The sequence below is a fragment of the Collinsella aerofaciens genome (assembly GCF_009876115.1).
In the GTDB taxonomy this organism is placed as follows: Bacteria; Actinomycetota; Coriobacteriia; order Coriobacteriales; family Coriobacteriaceae; genus Collinsella; species Collinsella aerofaciens_N.
Genome location: NZ_WWSY01000004.1, coordinates 97,823 through 120,344 on the forward strand (window position 1 = coordinate 97,823; position 22,522 = coordinate 120,344).

General features: G+C 59.5%; 18 protein-coding genes. 9 read left to right on the plus strand and 9 right to left on the minus strand.

Annotated elements, in window-relative coordinates; all coding sequences use genetic code 11:
• Positions 1-217: 217 nt before the first annotated feature.
• From GT571_RS03865 to GT571_RS03885, 5 genes are all read right to left on the minus strand, one after another.
• Positions 218-2,704, minus strand: a complete 2,487-nt coding sequence (locus GT571_RS03865; protein WP_161155581.1) for a glycosyltransferase family 2 protein — start codon at positions 2,702-2,704, stop codon at positions 218-220.
• Positions 2,705-3,772, minus strand: coding sequence for a glycosyltransferase family 2 protein (locus GT571_RS03870; RefSeq protein WP_161155583.1), 1,068 nt, complete (start codon positions 3,770-3,772; stop codon positions 2,705-2,707).
• Positions 3,773-3,784: 12 nt separating this feature from the next.
• On the minus strand, positions 3,785-4,903 hold the full coding sequence (locus GT571_RS03875; RefSeq protein WP_161155585.1) for a glycosyltransferase family 2 protein: 1,119 nt from the start codon (positions 4,901-4,903) through the stop codon (positions 3,785-3,787).
• 74 nt (positions 4,904-4,977) lie between these two features.
• Positions 4,978-6,018 (minus strand): glycosyltransferase family 2 protein, encoded by a 1,041-nt coding sequence (locus tag GT571_RS03880; protein ID WP_161155587.1) that lies wholly within the window; start codon positions 6,016-6,018, stop codon positions 4,978-4,980.
• A gap of 6 nt (positions 6,019-6,024) precedes the next feature.
• Complete coding sequence (locus tag GT571_RS03885; RefSeq protein WP_118267663.1) at positions 6,025-7,128, minus strand: glycosyltransferase; 1,104 nt, start codon at positions 7,126-7,128, stop codon at positions 6,025-6,027.
• A gap of 112 nt (positions 7,129-7,240) precedes the next feature.
• Between GT571_RS03885 and GT571_RS03890 the strand changes: the two genes are divergently transcribed.
• Positions 7,241-8,371: an acyltransferase family protein gene (locus GT571_RS03890; protein WP_161155589.1), complete on the plus strand. Its 1,131-nt coding sequence runs from the start codon at positions 7,241-7,243 to the stop codon at positions 8,369-8,371.
• Between the two features lie 170 nt (positions 8,372-8,541).
• The gene (locus GT571_RS03895; protein WP_161155591.1) at positions 8,542-9,561 is read left to right on the plus strand and encodes a glycosyltransferase; all 1,020 of its coding nucleotides are present in this window, start codon (positions 8,542-8,544) and stop codon (positions 9,559-9,561) included.
• Between the two features lie 20 nt (positions 9,562-9,581).
• Here the strand turns inward: GT571_RS03895 and GT571_RS03900 are convergent, their stop codons facing one another.
• The 3 genes from GT571_RS03900 to GT571_RS03910 all read right to left on the minus strand — a co-directional run bounded on the left by GT571_RS03900 (position 9,582) and on the right by GT571_RS03910 (position 13,972).
• Positions 9,582-11,381, minus strand: coding sequence for an AAA family ATPase (locus tag GT571_RS03900; RefSeq protein WP_161155593.1), 1,800 nt, complete (start codon positions 11,379-11,381; stop codon positions 9,582-9,584).
• Positions 11,382-11,580: 199 nt separating this feature from the next.
• The gene (locus GT571_RS03905; RefSeq protein ID WP_161155595.1) at positions 11,581-13,401 is read right to left on the minus strand and encodes a VgrG-related protein; all 1,821 of its coding nucleotides are present in this window, start codon (positions 13,399-13,401) and stop codon (positions 11,581-11,583) included.
• Positions 13,402-13,540: 139 nt separating this feature from the next.
• Entirely contained in the window at positions 13,541-13,972 is a 432-nt protein-coding gene (locus GT571_RS03910) for an RrF2 family transcriptional regulator (protein WP_117563901.1), read from the minus strand.
• Between the two features lie 220 nt (positions 13,973-14,192).
• Between GT571_RS03910 and sufC the strand changes: the two genes are divergently transcribed.
• From sufC to sufU, 5 genes are read left to right on the plus strand one after another with little or no spacing between them, the layout of a single operon-like run.
• Positions 14,193-14,993 (plus strand): Fe-S cluster assembly ATPase SufC, encoded by an 801-nt coding sequence (sufC, locus tag GT571_RS03915; protein WP_161155597.1) that lies wholly within the window; start codon positions 14,193-14,195, stop codon positions 14,991-14,993.
• Between the two features lie 12 nt (positions 14,994-15,005).
• Positions 15,006-16,418 (plus strand): Fe-S cluster assembly protein SufB, encoded by a 1,413-nt coding sequence (sufB, locus tag GT571_RS03920; protein WP_022094821.1) that lies wholly within the window; start codon positions 15,006-15,008, stop codon positions 16,416-16,418.
• On the plus strand, positions 16,418-17,689 hold the full coding sequence (locus tag GT571_RS03925; RefSeq protein ID WP_161155599.1) for a SufB/SufD family protein: 1,272 nt from the start codon (positions 16,418-16,420) through the stop codon (positions 17,687-17,689). The genes sufB and GT571_RS03925 overlap by 1 nt, the downstream gene beginning before the upstream one ends.
• Entirely contained in the window at positions 17,686-19,011 is a 1,326-nt protein-coding gene (locus GT571_RS03930) for an aminotransferase class V-fold PLP-dependent enzyme (protein WP_204987193.1), read from the plus strand. Before GT571_RS03925 ends, GT571_RS03930 begins: the two co-directional genes overlap by 4 nt.
• Positions 19,004-19,438, plus strand: a complete 435-nt coding sequence (gene sufU / locus GT571_RS03935; RefSeq protein ID WP_161155601.1) for a Fe-S cluster assembly sulfur transfer protein SufU — start codon at positions 19,004-19,006, stop codon at positions 19,436-19,438. The genes GT571_RS03930 and sufU overlap by 8 nt, the downstream gene beginning before the upstream one ends.
• A gap of 65 nt (positions 19,439-19,503) precedes the next feature.
• Here the strand turns inward: sufU and GT571_RS03940 are convergent, their stop codons facing one another.
• Positions 19,504-20,304 (minus strand): transposase, encoded by an 801-nt coding sequence (locus GT571_RS03940; RefSeq protein ID WP_161155603.1) that lies wholly within the window; start codon positions 20,302-20,304, stop codon positions 19,504-19,506.
• Positions 20,305-20,707: 403 nt separating this feature from the next.
• Between GT571_RS03940 and GT571_RS03945 the strand changes: the two genes are divergently transcribed.
• Positions 20,708-21,442, plus strand: coding sequence for an iron-sulfur cluster assembly scaffold protein (locus GT571_RS03945; protein WP_006235554.1), 735 nt, complete (start codon positions 20,708-20,710; stop codon positions 21,440-21,442).
• 18 nt (positions 21,443-21,460) lie between these two features.
• Positions 21,461-22,465 (plus strand): GGGtGRT protein, encoded by a 1,005-nt coding sequence (locus GT571_RS03950; protein WP_161155605.1) that lies wholly within the window; start codon positions 21,461-21,463, stop codon positions 22,463-22,465.
• Positions 22,466-22,522 lie beyond the last annotated feature (57 nt).

Sequence of the window (22,522 nt, forward strand, 5' to 3'; positions counted from 1 at the left end):
GACTGCAATTTAAATATGAGTCGCCACACCTCAACCGTTACGCTAAATAGCTTCTGAGTCAAACCGAGCACATAAGCGAACCAATTTAATACGGCTACCTGAAAAATCCTGACACACGTTTTCGATATGACAAGAGCTGCTTGAACGGGGAGTACTTGAACCCCACCGCCCTTGCAGCTCTTGAGGATACTTTGCCGGAACTTGGCATTACTTCGCACTAAAACGAGAAGTACTCACTGTCGGAGGACAAGTTCGGCCCCAACCATGAATCGCCCGTCAAGAAGAACTCAGGCCAGCGCTGCATGAACAGCGCTTGCTCGCGCTTCCAGCGGCGCAGCTTTTCCTCGTTGGCCTCTTCCCTGCCACGCGAGGTGAACTCGTAGTGATACAGCTCGGCATAGGGCGTAAAGATGGTGCGGAAGCCCGCCTCCCACACGCGCAGGCAAAAGTCTGCGTCGTTAAAACCGACGGCGAATTCCTCGTTGTAGCCTCCGACCTGCTCAAATACGTCGCGTCGCACCATCTGGCAGGCACCCGTCACGGCGCTAAAGTTGCCCGGGCGCACAGCGCGGGCAAGATAGCCCTCGCGCTTTGCCGAGAAGTCCTGGTTGGCATGGGCAAGTGCGCCGCGCACGCCAACCACAATGCCAGCGTGCTGCACCAGATGATCGGCAAAGTAGAGCTTGGCACCCACCACGGCCGCATCGGGACGTTGCAGATAGCCCATCATCTCTTCGATAAAGTCGGGGCTTATGACCTCGGTATCGTTGTTGAGCAGCAGCAGGTAGTCGCCCTTGGCGTGCTTCACACCAAAATTGATGATCTGAGAGTAATTGAACTCGCCCGGCCAGTACACAACGCGCGCGATGCCCTTGCCTTCTGATGCTGAAGCCACGCGTTCCGGCAGGGTTTCGTAATACGCAAACGTATCCGGGGCTTCGCTGTTGTTCTCCACCAAGACGATCTCATAGTTGGCATACGTGGCCTTCTGGGCAATCGACATCACACAGGCATCGAGCGTCTCAACGTGGTCCTTGGTGGGAATCACAATGCTCACCAGCGGCGCAGGCTCCGGCAGCGCATAGCGCATGCGATAGACAAACGGCGTCTCGGTCTCCTCGACCGTTCCGCAAATGCCCAGCGTGTTAAAGTGGCGCTGAAGCGCAAGGCGCCCGGCTTCAATAGCATACGGCTTGCTATCGGCAGAGCCATCGGCGGTCGATCCCGGATGAACGCGCCAGTGATACAGCACGTGCGCAACATGCTCAAAGCGCGCGCCCGCTGCAAGACAGCGAAGCGTCAGGTCGTAGTCCTGGGCACCCGCAACGTCTTCTGGGGACATGCCAATGTAATCGATGAGCGCCTTCTCCACCATCAGGAAATGCGTCACACAGTTATGGCTATAGAGCAGGTCGGCGTTGAGCTTGGTCTTAAAGACCGGCTGACCCCACTCCCCCGTTTTCTGAAACATGTCCTCGTCGCAGAACAGGACCTGGGGGCGCTCGCCCTCGGCCGCCTTATTCAGCGCGGAAACATACTGGAATAACGCGTCCGGTTCCAGAATGTCGTCATGGTCCAAGAACGCGATGTAGTCTCCAGCCGCCTGCTGAATACCAGCGTTGGTGTTGAGCACAATGCCGCCGTTGCCGGGCAGCTCAATGCGACGAACGCGCTCATCGTTGGCACTTGCTGCAAGATTGGCCACCGCATCCCATTCGGGCGAGGCGTCCATAAGCAGCAATTCCCAGTTGTCATAGCTCTGGACTAGCACCGAGTCCAGCAGCTCGCGCAGGTAGACCCGATCAGTCTTGTAGCACGGCACCACAATGCTCACGAGCGGTCTATAGGCAAAGGCCGCCGAAGCGACACGCTGGCACGCCAAATCGCCCGGCTTTGCGCGATGTTGCTCAAACCAACGTCGATAAGCTGCGTCGTCTGCACGCGCGTCCTTCATGCGGTTCCAGCTGTCATCGAACATGCCGTTGTACAGGCGACCATCCATGGCGCAAAACCCGCTTTGGATCCGCTCTGTGGGATCGTTCACGATCGCGACAAAATCTCGTATATCCTGAGGCATCTCAACACTCAGATACGTTTTATTGACGCGGCAACCGTTGCGCTGGGGAACATCGACCTGCGATTCAAACACATGCACGGTGACATCGATGGCATTCATATGCGTATCAAAGATCTTGAGCTCAGGTGCGCACTGGGGGTCTCCAGCCCAGGTAACCTCATAGCGCCACACCGCGCCGGCGTCTGCCGGCAAATAGCGAATGGCATCGATCTCGTAGCGACCGCAGCATTCGCCACGCTGCGCATCGCGGATAAGCGCGCACAGCGAAGGCTTTGCTTTGTAGTTAATCTTGGATTCCAGCTTGGCCACGCGGCTATCAAGGCGAATGGAGCCCAACCTTTGGCCATCGGATGCAAAAACGACATCCATCGACGAGTCATCCAAAAACGGAAGCACCAAGACAGCGAGCTCGCGCTCGTAATCGGAAACGGAAGGGCAAAGCGCCAGCACACGGCCATGATCGACCGGGAGCACCAGCGACGGCACACAAGAACCGCTCGTCGTCGCATGGGCAAACGCTTGAGAACCCTCCTGCTCAATAAGCGCAGCGACATCCTGACCGGCAAAACGAAGCAGCACAAACAGACGGCCCTGACTGCGGCAAAGTGCCAAACGCTTGATACTCATCTACACTTCTCGCTTTCCCAGGGCGTTCGCCGCCATGCGCTTGCAGGCACCCAGACGCCCAAACCTCAAGACGTCGTAATCGAACATGAGCTTTTTGCACGCACGGGCATTGGGGGCCTTACTGGTAAGCGCCGCGCGCACCATAGCGGCAACAGACGGGGCACATTGTGCAAGCGCAGCATCGCTACCCACAGCAGAACCGGCAAGCGCTGTGGCAACGGCAGCAAACACCTTGCCGCAGTCCGAACCCAGCAACCTGAGCGCATCGTACAGCACCAGATCGCATAGGAAGTACGCCAGGTCCTCGGCATGCTGGACATCGAGACCGTCGCGATGCCAATCATTCAGCACCGCGGAGTAAATCTTCACGTGCTCTAGCAGACGCGTTTCGTCGTCATAGCGCATGGTGTCCATGAGCGAACCCTTGCGCGCCACGCGGTAGTCATACAGTTTGTTGGAGATAAGCGCGGTCTTGCGCGAGCGGCCATACACGGCAAAGTCAAAGACCTGATCCTCGCCATACTTGACGGTCTCATCAAACACGATCCTGTTGTCCAACAAGAACGCGCGCCTGCAGGCAGTGCGCCACGCAAACGGGCGAGATGCTTCCTTAAACAGCAGGTCGAAGCTATAACCCTCAAACAACACATCGCGTGGGCTCAGCACATGGTTGAGCCACGGGTACCCCGCCTCCAGCGGATACGGGTTCGCGCCAAAGGTTAAAACGTCGCAGTTCTCGCGCTCAAACGCATCGACGATCACGCGGCATGCATCGGGCGTAAAGCGATCGTCGGAGTCCAAGAACGCAACAATAGGCGCCGTGGATGCAGCGATACCCGCGTTGCGCGCGCTCGACAGGCCCCCGTTCTCTTTATCGACCAACGTAAAGCGCGCGTCCTTTTCGCAATAGGCAGCCGCAATATCGCGCGAACCGTCCGGCGAGCCATCGTTGACCAGCACGCCTTCCCAATCGGGCATGTCCTGCGCAAGCAGGGAGTCCAGGCACCAGGCCAGGCACTCCTCCACCTTATAGATGGGAACGACAACAGAAATCTTGGGGGTAGCCATAGTCAAGTGCTCCTACTGTGCGACCGGAACGTCATCGGGGTGCGGGTTATCACCGTAGGTGCGCTGATACGTCAGCACGCGCCAGACCAGCGGCAGGCCGCCAATCTTAAAATAGTGCTTAAACGTATTGATCTTGCCCGGCTTTTTAAAGCCAAAGCGCGAATCGATATAGGCGCGGGGCGACTTGACCATCAGGCGCAAGTCGGTCTCGCCACGCGGATCGAACAGCGACAGGTCAAAGCGACCGGCATCCCAATCGGCCTTGAGCTCGGGAGAAGCCTTCTCCCAAAACTGCTCGCGCAGCTCATCGACCAGACGCTCGTCATTCCAACGGTACGTATCGACCTTCATGCGCATTAAAATGCCCTGAAGCTGAGCCTTAAGCTCGGAGCGTTCATCCAAAAAGCGCTGCATCTCGGCATATTCGTCGCACACGCAAAACACCTTGTTGGGCGAATTAACGGAGCTCTTCTCGTTGTCTTGGCGATAGCACAAAATGGGGTCCGCGATAAACGCGGCACGCTCGGCGCATGCCCAGACCTTAAAGTTAAAACCCGCATCCTGATACGAGGCTCCCGGCGTGGGAAGGAACCGAATCTGATTGTCGTTGAGGAACTCGCGCCGATAGATAGCCGACCAAATGGAAGGTTTGCGGTAGAAGATGCCCGGGCGATCGACGGGGCGATACGCGGCGCCCGTCATATGCTCGTCGATGATTCCAAACAGCTCACGGCGCTCGCTGGGCGTGGACCAATACAGGTAAAAGTCGCCCTTTACCACATCGGCATGCTCAGTATCGGCCTTGGCGACCAGCTTTTGGAGCGAATCCTCAAACATAAAGTCGTCAGACTCAAGGATGCCCACGTACTCACCGCGCGCCATCTCCAGGCCGCGGTTCATCGAGTCGCCGTAGCCGCTGTTGGCTTTGTCGATCATCTTTACACGAGAGTCGCGCTCCATGTACTCGCGGATGATATCCGGCGAGCTATCGGTGGAGCCGTCGTTGATACAGATGATCTCGATGTCCCTGAGCGTCTGAGCCACGGCGGAATCGAGGCACTCGCGCAGGTAGCGTTCGACATTGCAGATGGGGACAAGCAGCGAAACTTTAGGGGTATCAGAGTTCTGCAAGAGAACCTCCTGTTGAATAGCGTGTAACAGGGTTATTTTAGCAGCCGAGTTGCGGCGGGCGGCAGCGCTTGGAATTAAAGAAAGCGCTCCAGGCAGGCTTTGAGACCGCGAGTCGAAAGATAGAACAGCGTGGCGTCTGCCATCGAAACGCCCGAGGTCGTCGCAACGAACTTGTGGGCAACACGGCAAACGGCGCCCTTGGCAGGCATATCCGTCCACTCCGTTCCCAAAAACGTCGTAAGGTCCATGTTGACGCGAGCCGCCACGCGATGGAAGTCATCGGCATCCAAGCGCGCCAGGTCGAACACGATTAGGTCTAAAAACCAAGTTATCAGCTCGCCGGGGCACAGGTCCAAAAGACCGTAGGCCGCCCAGTCCTCCAAGACCTCCTCGAGCATCCTCATGTGGGCGTCAAGTTTTTTGGCGCGAGCCTCGGCACTGTTGAACTCGTGCGTCGCCGATTCGCTCTCCATCACGTAGTGGTAGAACTTGTCCGGCATGACGACGGTCTTGCGGGCAAGCGCATAAGCCGCGAATTGGAAGACGACGTCCTCGCCCAAAGCCAAACCGGGGGCGAAGCGAATGCCTTCGCGATTGAGCAGCTCGCGCGAAAAAGCCGCACGGCAGGCATAGGGCTGCGCATTCGAATGGAACAGCAGTTGGGGATCACGGGCGCCGAAGGCACCAGCTTTGGGGCTCATGAGTTGCTGGACGCGTTTGGGGGCAGCATCGGCAGGTTCACAGACGCCGCCAAAGACGGCGACCTCGGCATCTGCAGACTCCATGGAATGCAGCACGCGCTCGACCGTCTGGGCATCGATGTAATCGTCGGCGTCCACAAAAAAGACGGTCTCGCCCTCGACGGCATCGATACCGGCATTTCGAGCACACGAGACACCCGCGTTTTCCTGGTCAATCACCAGTACGCGATCGTCGGCCTGCGCGATCTGGTGCAACACGTTCAACGAATCATCGGTCGAACCGTCGTTGACGCAGACAACCTGAATCGAGCGCTCGGACTGGGCCAACAGCGAATCGAGGCATCGCTGAATGGAACGCACTGAGTTATAAACGGGGACGACAATGGTAGCTTTAGGACACGAGACCTCTCCCATGCCGACCTACCCCCTCAGCGATTCGATGAGGAAGGCGGCGACCACGCCAGGGCCTCCAACCGAGGCGTAATACTTAGCGCGCCCCAAGGCACCATCCGTCGCAAAACTCGGATGCTCGTCAACCCAGCCCTCGGGATCTTTGAGAATGGCAGCGAGATTCGCGCGCTTCCACGGCTTGAGGTCGTCAAGCGAAAACTCCCCCGCGTCCAAGGCCGCCTGAAATTCCTTAGCCATCTGCACCAGGAACTCCTTATAGAACTTAGGCGCTAGGCGCACATAGTTCCACATGTACGAATCGTACTTAATGAGTTGATTGAACTTGAGCATGCGCGCGACGTCATCACTTGCGTGGTCGCGGGCATAATCCTCTCGAATCCAACGCTCAATCTCGGCATACTCGGTATTGACGCAAAAGACCTTAGCCGAAGAATTGACCGAGGAATTCTCGTTGTCCTGGCGATACGACAACACGGCATCATGCAGGTAAACAGCCTTATCGGCGCACGCGATCACCTTAAAGGCAAATGACGTGTCCTGAAAGGATGCCCCCGGAGTCGGCAGGAACTTAATGCCGTTGCGCTCAAGAAAATCGCGACGGTACACGGCCGACCAAATCGACGGCTTTTGCTTAAAGAACTGCGTCGTATCGCTCGGGTGCACCGGCTTGCCACAATCCTGAGGTCTAAACATCTCATGCAGCGAACGGCGTTCCTCGGGCTTAGACCAGTAGAAATCAAAGTTCGCCTTCGCAAAGTCGGCATTATTGGTATCGGCGGCCGAGACAAGCTTTTCGAGTGCATCGGACGCCATAAAGTCATCGGACTCCAAGATGCCAACGTACTTGCCACGCGCCATCTCCAGACCGTGGTTCATCGAGTCGCCGTAGCCGCTGTTGGCCTTGTCGATCATCTTGACGCGCCCATCGCGCTCCATATACTCGCGGATAATCACCGGCGAGTTGTCGGTCGACCCGTCGTTAATGCAGATGATCTCAATATCCTTGAGCGTCTGTGCCAGGGCGGAATCGAGACACTCGCGCAGGTAGCGCTGAACATTGTAAATGGGAATAAGCAGCGACAGAACAGGGCTGCCAGAGACGTTAGTAGACAAATGTGCTCCTTAGGAAATACCTGTCGTTTCATGGTATCAAAGGGTCAGCGCGCCAGCGGGCGTTTATATAATCTATGGAGCTCGCAGAGGCAAACTGATACGAAAGGACGTCATGCAGCCCAAAGCCGCACGCAACATATCCATCGAGGCCTTGCGCTTGGTCGCAGTCGCCGGTATCGCGGTGTTTCACACCTTTCAGTGGACCTTCCAAGCGACCTGCGTCGGCTTGCCGGAATACGCGCCGCTTGCCGCCTTCCCCCATTCCGGCGTGCTTGGTTTTATTAACTTGCTAGGCTGCTGGGCCAACGAGGCCTTCTTTATGATCTCGGGCTATTTTCTCATCGCCTCAGCCGCGCGTGCTTGGGACGGTGGAACAACGTGGAAGTCGCAAATGCAACGGACGGCGCAGCGCCTTGGCAAGGTCGTTATGCCCACTGCGTTTTATTGCCTCGTGGCACTCGCGTGGTCCACGGTCGTCTCCCCCATTCCCGATGTTACTCTCAACACGCACTACTGGTACACGCTAGGCCTTGAGTTTATCTGGGTCTATGCCGCCACGGTCTTCATGGCGCCAGGGTTTGGACTGGCTAAGAGTCGACTCTTCCAGAAGAGCTACGCGACGACGGTCATCGCCGTTGGCATCCTCGCATTTGCTGTTAACGGGTATTTAGCCGCCATGAGTACGACAAGCGCCGGCGAGTTTTCTTGGCTCCAAAAGCTCATGAGCGCTGCCACGTACGTAATCGCGTTTTTGATCGGCGGTCTGCTCCGCGACGTTACCGATGTCATGAATTCGGACAGGGCGGGTGCCTTGGGCATGCGGTCGCTCGCTGCGATTTTGGCGCTCGCCACCATCCTGGAAGGAGCACTCTCCTTCACCGGCAACCTCACGGCGATGGCAGTCCTCTCCTACAAATCGACCTCGTTGATCTCGTTTGCCCTCGCTGCAGCCTCCCTGCTCTTTGCGGCTACCCGACGCAGGGCCTTAGGCAATCCGCGGAATGCAGGTGTCATCGTCACCTTATCGACCGCCACGCTCGGTTTCTATGTGATGCAGTCGCTCACCAGTAGCCTGTGGCGTCCCATCTTCAACACCCTGCTCGCAAACATACTGGTCAGCCAAAACAGCCCGGCAGCTATATGTATCATCACGGGTACCGTCATTAGCATCGTCTTTGCTCTGGCGCTCCTCATCATCGATGCAGCTAGACGCCTTATCGTTCGCAAGCTCAAGCGGCAATAGACACGCTGCCGTCAGACGCCAAAGCCGCTACACCCGTGACAGGTTCCTGCGTTTTATTCAAAGCTTGCCGTCAAGGTGCGGCGAGCCTTTACAATAGGACAGTCCCAAGGACGTATTCGATAGCTTCCGCGCAGCGCTCGCCCGCCGCGCGTGAAAGGATATATTGCCCCATGCCTTCAACCCTTCCCGCCCCCATCGATAAGCTCGCCATCGTTGTCGTCACGTACAAGCGCCAGGAACTCCTGGCCAACTTGTTCGACTCCATGACCGAGCTCACGGCAACGCCCTGGCGCATCGTGATTGTCGATAACGAGAATTCGCGCGAGACCGAGGCCATGTGTACCGCATTCAACGAGCGCCTGGCCAACCTGTGGGGCATCGACACCGAGCAGCCCGACGCGCAGGGCGGCACCGACCGTGTCATCTACGCCCCGCAGCTCGAAAACGGCGGCGGTGCGGGCGGCTTCTCCGCCGGCACTAAATGCGCCTACGACCTGGGCGCCCAGTGGTTCTGGGTCATGGACGACGACGTGCTCGTCATCCCCGAAGGCATCGAGCGCTTGGCCAAGTGGACCGACCGTTACGACGTCATTCAGGGTTCGCGCCTGGACTTTGACGGCGGTGCTTTCTTTTGGCAGTACCAGCTCATCCTTTCGCTCGGCATTCCCAACCCCATCGCCAAGTGGGATCTGGGACCCGAGGGCTACCGCACCATGAACCAACTGTGCTTTGAGGGCGGCATGTTCTCGCGCCGCGTGGTCGACAAGATTGGCCTGCCAGACGCGCGCTTCTTTATCTACGGCGACGATGCCTGCTACGGCTACGTAGCCAGCCAACACTTCCCCGCCGCCGTGGTCGCCGACGTGGTGCTCAAGCGCGCCCGCGCCGTCTCCAACTGGGATATCGCCGGCAAGCGCCAGCTCAACTCCACGAGCGACACCAACCGCTACTACATCATGCGCAACCGAGGCTTCCTCGCTCGCTATATGCAGATCTACGGAGACTACCACCCCATGCTGTTCCGCCTGGGCAATGCCGCGACCTTCTGCAAGGAGTTCATTCGTCTGGCTGCCGTCGACAAGTGCTTTAAGACCGGCATTCCGGCGCTGCGCCGCGGCATGAAGGACGCCCGCAAGATCGTTAAGGATCCCAACTGGAAGCCCATGCCGCCCCTGAAGGACACCGAGTAGTAAAGGGCTTTCGCCCGCCGCTACAGTCGTTGACACACCACGGACACACGCTGACCGTCAAAGCCAAAGCCCCAACGCATGCGCCCGACGGCGGGGCGCGGCACGCGGATATCATCGATGCCGTCGCGCTCTATGTCGAGCAGCGCCTGAACCGCCAACAGTTCCAGGCCCAGGGCATCGACGCCAGGGTCGTACATCATGTTGATCGTTATCAGCGGTCGCTCATCGAGCATGCCGAGCGTGTCGGCCACGTCAAACACCCGACCGGTGGGAATCACCTGGATATCCCAGCGATCCGAGACGCCACTTCGCTTGGAGCTGGGATTGCAATAGCCGGGCAGTCCAAAGCAGAGCCCCTGAAGCGCCAGATGATAGGCTGTCGGCATATCTGATTGGCCCACATCGATGCCCAGATCGCCGATAGCACAGTTCAAAGCTTGCTTTACAGTGTCCTCGTCTCCTCGACACAGCCCGTCATGGAACGAGTCGATAACTCCAACATCCTCAACGGCGCACTCAAACCATTCCAGAATTACAAGACGGAGCGCCTGACGCACTTCGTTATTAGGCAGACGCAGGGAACGAAGGCACGCGCCGTCCTCCGAATGCCCCGTCATATCCGTCGTAAGGAATCCAGACAGATACAGCGCAGTCCAGATATCATCGGGCTTGGCGGCATCGGCCTCCTCGGCACGCACGCGCACTGGCGCCTCAATAAACCCATGCGGCTCAACCAAATCGAACAATGCGGACAGGCGCATGAGATTCCAGTCACCGACGCATGCGCTCAGACGGTCGGCGTAACCATACAGATCCGCCCGAACGGGCGCGACGCAACCGCGCTGTGCGTAGTCCACCACGCGCTCCGGGCTCGAGCAATAATAACCACCAAGCAGATAGCCCTCGAGCCACTCACGCGCGTCATCCAGACAGCCGTTGCGACCGATGCAATCCAACAGCACCTGGACTTCGTCGTCCGAAAAACCGAACCATCGATCACACCAACTCGACAACGGTGTCGCCGACCGATAGGAAGCCCCACGCTGGGACAACGCAAGCTCGGCAGGACCAGGGTGCTCGCCCATCAGACACGTCAATCGCAACGAGTCGCCGGCGTCGGCAATGGTGTCGAACAACATCCGGCTGAGCGACTCTAGGGAATCCACGCTACCGTCGTCCTTAGCGCCCAAACGCTTTGGACATACCGCGTCATAGTCGTCTATCAGAAGAACAACCCGCTCATCGAAAGCTGCCTGGAGCAGTTGAATAAGCACACCAAGCGCCGCATCGATCTCCTTATCGCTGGCCACCCCACGCGCCGCCCTCTCGATAAGACGGACCTCACGTCTTGACAGATCAGGCGCGGCAAGCAGCGGCAGCAATCGGGCGCACTCGTGCGCGACAGCGCTGCGAATAGCTGCCGCAGCATCAGCGTCGCGCCTCGCAGCGGCAGCTGAAAAGTCGAGCATGATGACCGGATAGCACGCGTACTCATCCCGATAGCGACCGCCGCCCGCCTGCCAAATCTGGGTACCAGCGAACAGGCTTCGATCCGGCAGCCGGTGATCAGGTCGTTCCAAATAGCACTTGAGCATCGATAAATTCATGCTCTTGCCAAAACCCTTAGGCCGACAGCAAAGCGCAACGGGTACTTCGCTGTCCAATATATCGGCAATAAACATAGTCTTATCGACGACTAAGCACCGATTGATTGCATCGGAAAAGTCTTGTACATCAACCGGCAGAGCTGCGTTATCCGCATAACCGAGCAACCGTGCACCAAACGCATGAGCAACACCATAATTCGCCTGTTCAGACACCGTAAACTCTCCTTCTAACGCAGCACGATGCCCATTGTAGCTAGCGGGTAGAGCGCAACAATATCGACATGAAAACGTTTCGGGCAACGGTAGCAACAGACCCCCGAGGGGGCATAACAAATCGTTGCACAACAAAACGGGGCCCGATGCCGCCGCACCGGACCCCGTCCCAAACTCTTATAGAAAACGATCTGGAAGATTACTCCTCCGAGCCGTCCTCCCCAGAAGCCTTCTTCTGCTGATCGAGCTTATGCTTACCACTTACGATAGACGTAGCGCCCAGTGTGGCCAAGCTTGCACTAGCAAGGCTCGCCATCACAATCAGATCGCCCGTCTTGGGCATGTTGCCGCCCGAAGACTTGGTAGTTGTAGTCGTCGTGGTCGTGGTGGTCACCGTTTTGGAGTCATTTTGCTCCTGGACCTGGTCATCGGTGTTGCCCTTACCGCTGTCCTCGCTCTGCTGCTTTCCGTCCTCAGTCTTGCCCTTGCTCTTGTCTTTCTCCTCAGATTCAGACTTCTTATCCTCGTCCTTCTTCTGTTCGGACTTGTCGCTCTTCTCCTCAGAGCTAGAACCCTTATCGGATTCGGTCTTCTCGGAAGCCTTGTCCTTGGAGTCGCCCTTTGCGGCTTCGGTCTTTTCCGTGGAAACCTGATCAGAGTTGCCCTTGTTCTGGGTCGAGCCGTTATTGACGCCAGCCATCAGCGAAGAGCCCAGCGTAGAACCAAGCTGCTCGGAGAAAGAAGGCTTCTTGTCCGGCGAAGCAACGGGAACGTCCGGCGCCTTATTCGAGTCATCCTTGGAAGCATCGGAACCAGGGGTTGCGTCAGAGCCGGAGCCGTTGTTAGAGCCGGTGCCAACGGACGAATCGCTCGAGCCGGTGGATGAGTTAGAGGTGCCAGCGCCGGTCGAACCAGAAGCGTCGCTGTCCGTATTGCCGGCAGAGCTTGAAGACGAATCGCCCGCAGCAGAGCCGTTTGAATCGGAGCCGTTCGAGGTAGAGCCGTTGTTGGTAGTGCCACCAGCAGAGCCATCACCGTCAGCACCGGTCGAGGGCGCATCCATCCTGTCATCGTTGGCATCGTCGCTCGAGTCGTCATTCGAATCAGGCGTCGGCGAGGGCGCCGGCGTGGGCTCGGGCTGCACGGGCGTCGCAGCGGCAGCGGCCTCGTCCTCGGCGATATAAACCAAGCAGTCCTTCAGCTCGTTGCGGTAGCGGTTCTTCCAGCCCTCATGATACTGGGGCTGGCTCGAATACTTGGTCGCCACGTTATTGACCACACTGTTGGAAAGCGCCGTCACAAACTCGCGATCAGTCATACTGTTAGAAAGGTTTGCCCAACGGAAGAAGTCCCTGCAACCACCGGTGCCGCACATGTTGGTGATGCTCCACACCATGCCCTTAACGCAATCGGCACGGCCCGAAATATCAATGCCCAGGCCGCTCTTGAGCCACGCCTCGGTCACCGCATAGTACGAGTTGTACGCATACGCATCCTGCAGAGCCGAGAACTCAACAGGGTCGGTGTTATAAGCACCTTGGAAAGCCTCCTGCGCAATACGGCCCAACTCGGTGAGCTGGCCGTTCTCGTACATGGCATTGCTCGTGTTGGAAATCTCGCTGCCGCGATCAATCGCATCCTTGAGCATGCTGTATTTTTCGGGGTTGTAGTTGTAGGCCTGCTTCATAAACGGGATGAGCGACCAACGACGGTCGAACTGGTAATAACCCAGCGCGTTATAACCGTCACCGTACGAAAAGCCCTGGTTATAGTTGCCGTGACTCTCGTATTTGGTGAAGTACTTCATCTCGGGAGTCACGTTAACAAACGAAACGCCCTGGACCGACCTCAGCACGCCCGAGAAGGACTGCTGGGTGTAGAGACCCTTATCGATATCGGTGGCATCCGAGGCAACGCCCGGCGTGGGCTCCTCGGCAGCGGCGGGTGCCGGCACGGAAACGGCGCCAAACGAAAGCGCCAGCGTCAGGCCCGCGACAATAGCAGAATGCTTGGGCTGCATAAGATCCTCCCTGCATTGGTGTAGTTAAAGTGCAGTTTGCAAAGATAAAAATAAGTATTGCAGCTCGCCCGTTGTTGCACAACAACCCCTCGGTAAACGGCAACAACCCTCCGCGAAATCTTAAGGAATTGCGTTCAACCTACAGCTTAATGTCAAAGTTAATCTCGGGGACGGCAGCAAGGTCGGCCAACGACACGCCATCGACGTACTTTTCGATCACGTCGTCCAGACCGCGCCAGAATTTGACGGTCGAGCAAAGATCGCTGCGGGCGCAGCTGTTGTCGATGCCATCGCACGCCACCGGAGCCGTGCTGCCCTCGACGGCGCGCAGGATGTCGCCGGCACGCACCTCGGCCGGGTCCTTGGCCATCATGTAGCCGCCGCCCTTGCCGCGCACGCTCTTAAGTAGGCCCGCCTTCATGAGCGGACGAACCAGCTGCTCCAGATACTTTTGCGAGATACGCTCGCGGTCGGCGACCTCGCGCAGAGCAATCTTGCCCTCGGCGTCGCCCAGCGCTGCGATATAGATCATCAGTCGGAGGGCATAGCGGCCCTTAGAAGAAATGAGCATACCTACCCTCCCATCGTTACTGGGACAAAACCAGGCTTGTTTGTCCCAAATCCTATGCAAGCGGAGCAAACAAACCTGATTATTATGTCCCTCATCTAAAAAGTCGAGTGGATTAGTCGGGTTTTCCCTTGACTAACGCCGAACCCATAGTAACTTTATTCCGAGAAGATTCCTAGGGTTTCGTACACCCATGAGTACACCATATACAGAGAGGGACAGCATGAGCGCAAATCCGCTGCTTTCCATCGAAGGTCTGACCGCCTCCGTGGACGAGAAGACCATCCTCCACAACGTCAACCTCAACGTCGCCGCCGGCGAGACCCACGTGCTGATGGGCCCCAACGGCGCCGGCAAGTCCACCCTCGGCCACCTGGTCATGGGCGATCCCGTTTACACGGTCAACGACGGCCGCATCGTCTTTGACGGCCAGGACATCACCGAGCTCACCACCGACAAGCGCTCGCGCGCCGGCCTGTTCCTGAGCTTCCAGGCCCCGGTCGAGATCCCCGGCGTGCCACTGTCGAGCTTTTTGCGCGCCAGTATCGCCGGCCGCCCCGGCCTGGAGATGAAGGGCAAGGAATTCCGTCGTCGCGTCAAGGAGCTCGCGGCCGAGCTCAACATGGATACCGCCTACCTCAACCGCGAGCTAGGCGTGGGCTTCTCGGGCGGCGAGAAGAAGAAGGTCGAGATGCTCCAGCTCCTGTTGCTGCAGCCCAAGCTCGCCATCCTCGACGAGACCGACTCGGGCCTGGACGTCGACGCGCTTTCCACCGTCAGCCACGGCATGGACGCCTACCGCAAGAGCTGCGACGGCTCCATGCTCATCATCACGCACAACACGCGCATCCTGGAGCACTTGGATGTCGACCGCGTCCACGTTATGGTCAAGGGTCACATCGTGCGCGAGGACGACGCCTCGCTCATCCCCTGGATCGACAAGAACGGCTTTGAGACCTTCGAGCGCGAGGCAGCCGAGCAGCGCGCCCAGGCCGAGACCGCCACTGCCAAGCAGCAGGCGTAAAGGGGCGACGCAATGACCAAGAACCGCACCGAGGTCGCGGACATCGACCGCAGCCTCTACGACTTCACCTATGGCGAGGAGGGATTCGAGCGCCTCGACGCCGGCATCACGCCCGACATCGTGCGCGAGATCAGCGCCAAGAAGGACGAGCCGCAGTGGATGCTCGATCTGCGCTTAAAGTCCCTCGAGATCTTCAACCGCTTCCCGGATCCGACGTGGGGCCCCTCCATCGAGGGCCTGGACATGGACAACATCGTCACCTACGTAAAGCCCAACACCGACCAAAAGCACGACTGGGAGTCGGTGCCCGACGACATCAAGAACACCTTTGAGCGCCTGGGTATCCCCGAGGCCGAGCGCAGCTACCTGGCGGGCGTCGGTGCGCAGTACGACTCCGAGCTGGTCTACCACAACATGCAGGACACGGCGTCCAAGATGGGCATCGTCTACTCCGGCATCGAGGAGGCCCTGCACGACCCGCAGTGGGAGCCGCTCATCCACGAGAAGTTTATGACGCTCATCCCGCCCACCGACCACAAGTTTGCGGCCCTGCACGGTGCCGTGTGGTCGGGCGGCTCGTTTGTCTACGTGCCCAAGGGCACCAAGCTCGATTTTCCGCTGCAGAGCTACTTCCGCCTTAACGCCAAGGGTGCCGGCCAGTTTGAGCACACGCTCATCATCGTCGAGGACGACGCCGACCTGCACTTTATCGAGGGTTGCTCCGCGCCCAAGTACAACGTTGCCAACCTCCACGCCGGCGCCGTCGAGCTCTTTGTGGGCAAGCGTGCACATCTGCGCTACTCGACCATCGAGAACTGGTCCAAGAATATGTACAACCTCAACACCAAGCGTGCGCGCGTGGACGAGGACGGCGATATCGAGTGGATCAGTGGCTCCTTCGGCAGCCACGTGGGCTACCTCTACCCCATGAGTGTGCTCAACGGCCGCCGCGCCCGGTCGAGCTTTACCGGCATCACCTTTGCCGGCGCCGGGCAGAACCTCGATACCGGCTGTAAAGTCGTGCTCAACGCCCCCGAGACCTCGGCAACCGTCGAGACCAAGGGCATCTCCAAGAGCGGCGGCATTCAGACCTTCCGCAGCTCCATCGTGGCCACGCCCAAGGCCGAGGGTTCCAAGGCAACCGTGAGCTGCCAGTCACTCATGCTCGACGACCAGAGCCGCTCCGACACCATCCCCGCTATGGACATCCGCGCCAAGAACGTCGACATCGGCCACGAGGCCACCATCGGCCGCATCGGCGACGACAAGGTGTTCTACCTGATGAGCCGCGGCATCTCGGAGGAAGAGGCCCGCACCATGATCGTCAACGGCTTTGCCAACCCGGTCTCCAAGGAGCTGCCGCTGGAGTACGCCGTCGAGATGAACAACCTGATCAAGCTCGAGATGGAAGGAGCGATCGGATAATGAAACAGGAAACCAACACCGCTGCTACCACACTCGAGCAGGTCAACGCGATGCCGGCTGCCACTTGGGGCTGGCTCAAGATGAACCAGACCAAGCTTGAGCTTTCGGACGAGCTTGCCGCCGCTCCCGCCGAGGCCGTTGAGGTCGAGGGCTTGGACGAGCAGTTCTCCGGCGCGGCCGACGCGTTTGGCACCGCCATGAACGCCATGGCCGAGCGCTTCCCCGAGCGCCGCGCCTCCGCCCCCGGTGATGCCGCCGACCGCGCCCGCATCACGCCCGAGACCGAGCTCGACGTGCCCGCCACCTCCGTCTACCAGGCCGGCGCCATCAAGCTCGAGGAGGAGCTCTCCCCTGCTGAAGCCTTCGAAACCGGCATGGGCGAGGCTGCCTACGCCTACTTGGCCGAGCACGCTACCAAGCGCATCGTCATCGATGTGCCCGCATACCAGCACGCCACGGTTACCGTGCGTGTGAGCGGTGTCGATGCCGCCGCGGCCATCGCCGCCATCGACATCGTCGCTCGCCCGCAGGCAACGCTCGACCTGCATATTGCCCTAGACTCTCCTGTTACCGGCGAGGGTGTCGTGGGCTCCGTGCTACGCGTGTGCGCCCACGAGTACGCCACCGTCAACGTGACCTGCACGCAGACACTCGACGACAGCTGGATCGCACTCGACGACACCGGCCTGTTCCTGGACGAGGGCGCGCGCGTCAACGTGCAGCACACCGTCCTGGGTGCCGGCGCCAGCGCCACCGGCCTTGCCGGCGACCTGCTGGGCGACACCGCCAAGGTGACCATCGATACCGATTACCTGGGCGCCCGCGAGCAGGTGCGCGACTTTAACTACGAGCTGCGCCACCGCGGTCGCAAGACCGAGTGCGAGATCGACGCCAACGGCGTGCTGACCGGCACGTCCAAGAAGGTCTACCGTGGCACCATCGACCTCGTGCACGGCTGCAAGGGTGCAACCGGCACCGAACGCGAGACGGTGCTTTTGGCCAACAAGGGCGTCGACAACAAGACCGTTCCCGTCATTCTCTGTGACGAGGACGACGTCGCCGGCAACCACGGCGCCACCATCGGTCACGTCCGCGACGAGCAGCTGTTCTACCTCGCCTGCCGTGGCCTTGATCAAAACGCCGCCGAGGACCTGTTCATCCGCGCCAAGCTGGAGGACGCCGCGCTTTCCGCCACCGACGAGCGCACCCGCGCCGCCGTCGTCCGCCTGGGCAACAACCTGATCGACAACTTTGAAGAGGAGCTCGCATGATCGACACCGAGCACGTTAAATGCGATACCTGCACTGCCCCCGAGCCCATGGAGCTCGACGCCAGCGACGAGGCTTCGCGCGGCTGGCCCACCGTGGACATCGAGACCAACCCCTACAAGGGCCAGTTCCCGCTGTTCCAGCAGCACCCCGAGATCGCCTTCCTCGATAGCGCCGCCACCGCGCAACGCCCTGCCTGTGTGCTCGACGCCGAGCGCAACTTCTATCAGCGCATGAACGCCAACCCCCTGCGCGGCCTGTACTCGCTGTCCGTCGAGGCCACCGAGGCTATCGCGAAGGTGCGCCAGCAGATCGCCGACCTCATCGGCGCCCCCAACGCCAACGAGGTCGTCTTCACCCGCAACACGAGCGAATCGCTCAACCTGGTCGCCAAGAGCTTTGCGCCCACAGTGCTCGAACCGGGTGACGAGGTCGTCATCACCATCATGGAGCACCACTCCAATCTGATTCCGTGGCAGCAGGTCTGCCGCGAGACCGGCGCCAAGCTCGTCTACCTCTACCCCACCAAGACCGGCCAGCTCACCACCGAGGAGGTTCTTGCCAAGGTGGGTCCCAAGACCAAGATCCTGGCCGTGGGACAGGTCTCCAACGTGCTGGGCGTCGAGAACCCGGTCAAGAACCTTGGCAAGCTCGTGCACAAGTACGGCGGCTACCTGGTCGTCGACGGCGCGCAGTCGCTGCCGCACATGCCGGTCGATGTGACCGACCTGGGCGCCGACTTCTTTGCCTTTAGCGCGCACAAGGCCATGGGCCCCATGGGCATCGGCGTGCTGTGGGGCAAGATGGACCTGCTCAACGCCATGCCGCCCATGCTCACCGGCGGCGAGATGATCGATTCGGTCACCGAGCAGGACGCTGTCTGGGCTCCCGTCCCCGAGAAGTTCGAGGCGGGTACGCAGGACGCCGCCGGCATCTTCGCCACGGGTGCGGCACTCGACTACCTGGTCAACACGGTGGGTTACGAGAACATCCAGGCCCGCGAGCAGGCACTCGTCCACTATCTGATGGGCGAACTCATGCAGCTCGACTTTGTCCAGATCATCGGCTCCATCTATTGGGATAACCACCACGGCGTCGTGAGCTTTAACGTCAAGGGCATCCACCCGCACGACGTCGCGAGCATCATGGACATGGACGGCGTCTGTATCCGCGCCGGCCACCACTGCGCGCAGCCGCTGCTCACCTGGCTGGGCGTCGAGAATCTTGCCTGCTGCCGCGCCAGCGTGGCCTTCTACAACGACAAGGCCGACATCGACAAGTTCATCGCCGGCCTGCATCACGTTTGGAGCACGTTCAATGGGTAATCTGTACACCTCCACCACGTTTATGGAGCACAACTCGCACCCCGACTATAAGTACGAGATGGATGCCCCCACGCACGAGCACGACGGCATCAACCCCAGCTGCGGTGACGAACTCACCTTGCAGCTGCGTGTCGAGAACGATGTAATCGAGGAGGCCTCGTTTACCGGGCACGGCTGCGCCATCAGCCAGGCCAGCGCCGACATCATGGCCGACCTCATCACCGGTGAGACGGTCGAGGAGGCGCGTCGTCTGGCAGAGCTTTTCCTCGCCATGATCCGCGGCGAGGAACTCTCCGAGGAGGACCTGGAAGACCTGGACGAGGCCTCCCAGCTCCAGGACATCTCGCACATGCCCGCCCGCGTCAAGTGCGCCGAGCTCGCCTGGCGCACCCTCGACGGCATGCTCACGGGACAAAATAATCAGTAGTATTTGTCCCAAATCTTAAGAATTTTGTTGGCCGAATCGCTTGACAAGAGTGGTTCGGCCATTTTCTATTCCGAGCCCTCAGCCTGAGCCTTTACCCGCGCATAAGCGCGCACGATACGAGAGACGGTACTCTTGCTGATTCCCGTATACCGTTCGATCTCGCGCACCGTGTAGCCGCCATCGTGCAGGGCGAAAATGATTCCGTCTCGCCGCGCGGGTGCTACGGTCTTGAGCTCATTGAGCGGCACACCCAGGCGCTTCGCCATCTTGTCGGCAGACGCACGCCGCTCCCACTCCGTCTCATCCATATCATGAATCACCGGATCGGAACCATCGGGCATCGACAGAGAATAATCCAGAAACCCCTTGGCAGACTCAAAGAGCTCAAGCACACAAGAAGGGTCCGAAAATCCCCTCGTCGCATCGTTGTCATACGCTCGCAGATACTCGGCAAAGCTGCTCCACGGATAGCGCTCGATCAGGGCGATACCCGCCTGCTGCGGATTAGCGTGAACATAGCGAATGGCGGCCATTAGATAACGGTCGGTATCGAGCGAGCGCCGGTCAAAACGGTTCTGGAACAGATGACCTGTGCGCCCCGTGCGTTTATTGAACCGCCGCGCGTACGTCAAAAGCAGCCGGTGCATCGCCGCGCTCATCGCGTCCTCGTAATCTGCAAGCACCAGATGCACGTGATTGCCCATAAGGCACCAGGCGATAACCGTCACGCCCGCCTCGCGGCAGCACTCGCGCATCAGCTCCAAAAACTCCCACCGGTCTTCATCGCCCTCAAAGATGAGCTGCTTGCCCACACCGCGGGCACAGACATGGTAAAAGCCGGTAACCGTTCTCCAAACGCGCTGCATGGCGCTCCCTTCGCCGGGATCTTATTGCCATCCAATACAGCACGATTGAAGCGTGCCATCAAAACATTCACGCAAAACAATACACTCGCGCGGCCAAAGGCAGTAAACAGGCGGCGAACGGCACCATTGCAACAGGTCAGCCCCTACAACGCTTACAAGAGCTGACCAAAAGCTTGCCCAAGACGGACCCCCTCTACGGAAGTTCGCGACCACAGAACATAGAGTTAAACCGTTTCAATTAAAACTTCCGGACTTCTCGCTACGAAAACTGAGCCGTTCACCGAATATTCCGTGCATTTCGCGGTATTATAGGGGCTGCATGTCATGTCCCTTTCGAAGGGTCGCCCGGCAATCGCCAGCCACGACCCCCAGACGGGACGCCAACACGATAGAGAGGAGAGGCATGCAGTACTCACAGGAAGTGGAGAACATGTGCCCCGTTGCCAAGGGTGCATACCACGGCCCCGCACCCATCCCCGAGGAGGGCAAGTGGGTCCAGGCTAAGGAGATTTCCGACATCTCCGGTCTTACGCACGGTGTGGGTTGGTGCGCACCTCAGCAGGGCGCCTGCAAGCTCACGCTGAACGTCAAGGACGGCATCATCGAGGAGGCCCTCGTTGAGACCATCGGCTGCTCGGGCATGACCCACTCTGCCGCCATGGCTTCCGAGATCCTTCCCGGTAAGACCATCCTCGAGGCCCTCAACACCGACCTCGTCTGCGACGCCATCAACGTTGCTATGCGCGAGATCTTCCTGCAGATCGTTTACGGCCGCAGCCAGACCGCGTTCTCCGAGGGCGGCCTGCCCGTGGGCGCCTCCCTCGACGACCTCGGCAAGGGCCTTCGCTCTCAGGTCGGCACCATGTTCGGCACCAAGGCCAAGGGCGCTCGTTACCTCGAGCTCGCTCAGGGCTACGTCACCCGCATGGCTCTCAACGACAAGAACGAGATCATCGCATTCGAGTTCCTGAACCTCGGCAAGTTCACCGACGCCGTCAAGGCCGGCAAGACCCCCGAGGAGGCCATCGCTGGCGCTATGGGCCACTATGGTCAGTGGGAGAACGCTGCCAAGTACATCGACCCGCGCACCGACGAGGAGACTCACTCCGTCGCCAGCGTGTTCCCGGTTCACGAGTAGAAAGGGAGGGAAATAACTATGACTGTTACGTTCGAAGGTTACGAGCGCCGCGCTGACAAGATCAACAAGTGCCTCGCCGACAACGGCATCGCCTCCCTCGAGGAAGCTCTGCAGATCTGCACCGACAAGGGCTTCAACCCGCGTGAGATCGTCAACAACACCCAGTCCATCGCCTTCCAGAACGCCGAGTGGGCCTACACCCTCGGCTGCGCTCTCGCTGTCAAGCGTGGCGCCAAGACCGCTTCTGAGGCTGCCGCCATCATCGGCGAGGGCATCCAGGCCTTCACCGTTCCCGGCTCCGTCGCTGAGGACCGCAAGGTCGGTCTGGGCCACGGCAACCTGGGCGCTATGCTGCTCTCCGACGACACCGAGTGCTTCGCCTTCCTGGCCGGCCATGAGTCCTTCGCTGCCGCTGAGGGCGCTATCGGCCTGGCTCTGAACGCCAACAAGGCTCGCAAGAAGCCGCTGCGCGTTATCCTTAACGGTCTGGGCAAGGACGCCGCCCAGATCATCGCCCGCATCAACGGCTTCACCTATGTGAAGACCCAGTTCGACTACTACACGGGCGAGCTCAAGGTCGTCGAGACCATCCCCTACTCCGATGGTCCCCGCGCTGCCGTTAACTGCTACGGCTCCGACGACGTCCGCGAGGGCGTTGCCATCATGTGGCACGAGAACGTCGACATCTCGATCACCGGTAACTCCACCAACCCCACGCGCTTCCAGCACCCCGTCGCTGGCACCTACAAGAAGGAGCGCATCGAGGCTGGCAAGAAGTACTTCTCCGTCGCTTCTGGTGGCGGCACTGGCCGTACCCTGCACCCGGACAACATGGGCGCCGGCCCTGCCTCTTACGGCATGACCGACACCATGGGCCGCATGCACTCCGACGCCCAGTTCGCCGGTTCTTCCTCCGTGCCTGCGCACGTTGACATGATGGGTCTCATCGGCATGGGCAACAACCCCATGGTCGGTGCCACTGTCGCCTGCGCTGTCGCCGTCGAGGAGGCCATCAAGGCCTAATCGCGCCCGCGCGATGCTCATATAGTTGAGCTTTGGAGCCGCTACCTTTCGAGGTAG

Bases quoted from the DNA above. Each gene is read 5' to 3' on its own strand.
- sufU (WP_161155601.1), top strand. From the start codon at position 19,004: ATGGGTAATCTGTACACCTCCACCACGTTTATGGAGCACAACTCGCAC.
- GT571_RS03945 (WP_006235554.1), top strand. From the start codon at position 20,708: ATGCAGTACTCACAGGAAGTGGAGAACATGTGCCCCGTTGCCAAGGGT.
- GT571_RS03865 (WP_161155581.1), bottom strand. From the start codon at position 2,704: ATGAGTATCAAGCGTTTGGCACTTTGCCGCAGTCAGGGCCGTCTGTTT.
- GT571_RS03870 (WP_161155583.1), bottom strand. From the start codon at position 3,772: ATGGCTACCCCCAAGATTTCTGTTGTCGTTCCCATCTATAAGGTGGAG.
- GT571_RS03910 (WP_117563901.1), bottom strand. From the start codon at position 13,972: ATGCTCATTTCTTCTAAGGGCCGCTATGCCCTCCGACTGATGATCTAT.
- GT571_RS03930 (WP_204987193.1), top strand. From the start codon at position 17,686: ATGATCGACACCGAGCACGTTAAATGCGATACCTGCACTGCCCCCGAG.
- GT571_RS03950 (WP_161155605.1), top strand. From the start codon at position 21,461: ATGACTGTTACGTTCGAAGGTTACGAGCGCCGCGCTGACAAGATCAAC.
- sufC (WP_161155597.1), top strand. From the start codon at position 14,193: ATGAGCGCAAATCCGCTGCTTTCCATCGAAGGTCTGACCGCCTCCGTG.
- GT571_RS03895 (WP_161155591.1), top strand. From the start codon at position 8,542: ATGCCTTCAACCCTTCCCGCCCCCATCGATAAGCTCGCCATCGTTGTC.
- sufB (WP_022094821.1), top strand. From the start codon at position 15,006: ATGACCAAGAACCGCACCGAGGTCGCGGACATCGACCGCAGCCTCTAC.
- GT571_RS03880 (WP_161155587.1), bottom strand. From the start codon at position 6,018: ATGGGAGAGGTCTCGTGTCCTAAAGCTACCATTGTCGTCCCCGTTTAT.
- GT571_RS03905 (WP_161155595.1), bottom strand. From the start codon at position 13,401: ATGCAGCCCAAGCATTCTGCTATTGTCGCGGGCCTGACGCTGGCGCTT.
- GT571_RS03925 (WP_161155599.1), top strand. From the start codon at position 16,418: ATGAAACAGGAAACCAACACCGCTGCTACCACACTCGAGCAGGTCAAC.
- GT571_RS03890 (WP_161155589.1), top strand. From the start codon at position 7,241: ATGCAGCCCAAAGCCGCACGCAACATATCCATCGAGGCCTTGCGCTTG.
- GT571_RS03940 (WP_161155603.1), bottom strand. From the start codon at position 20,304: ATGCAGCGCGTTTGGAGAACGGTTACCGGCTTTTACCATGTCTGTGCC.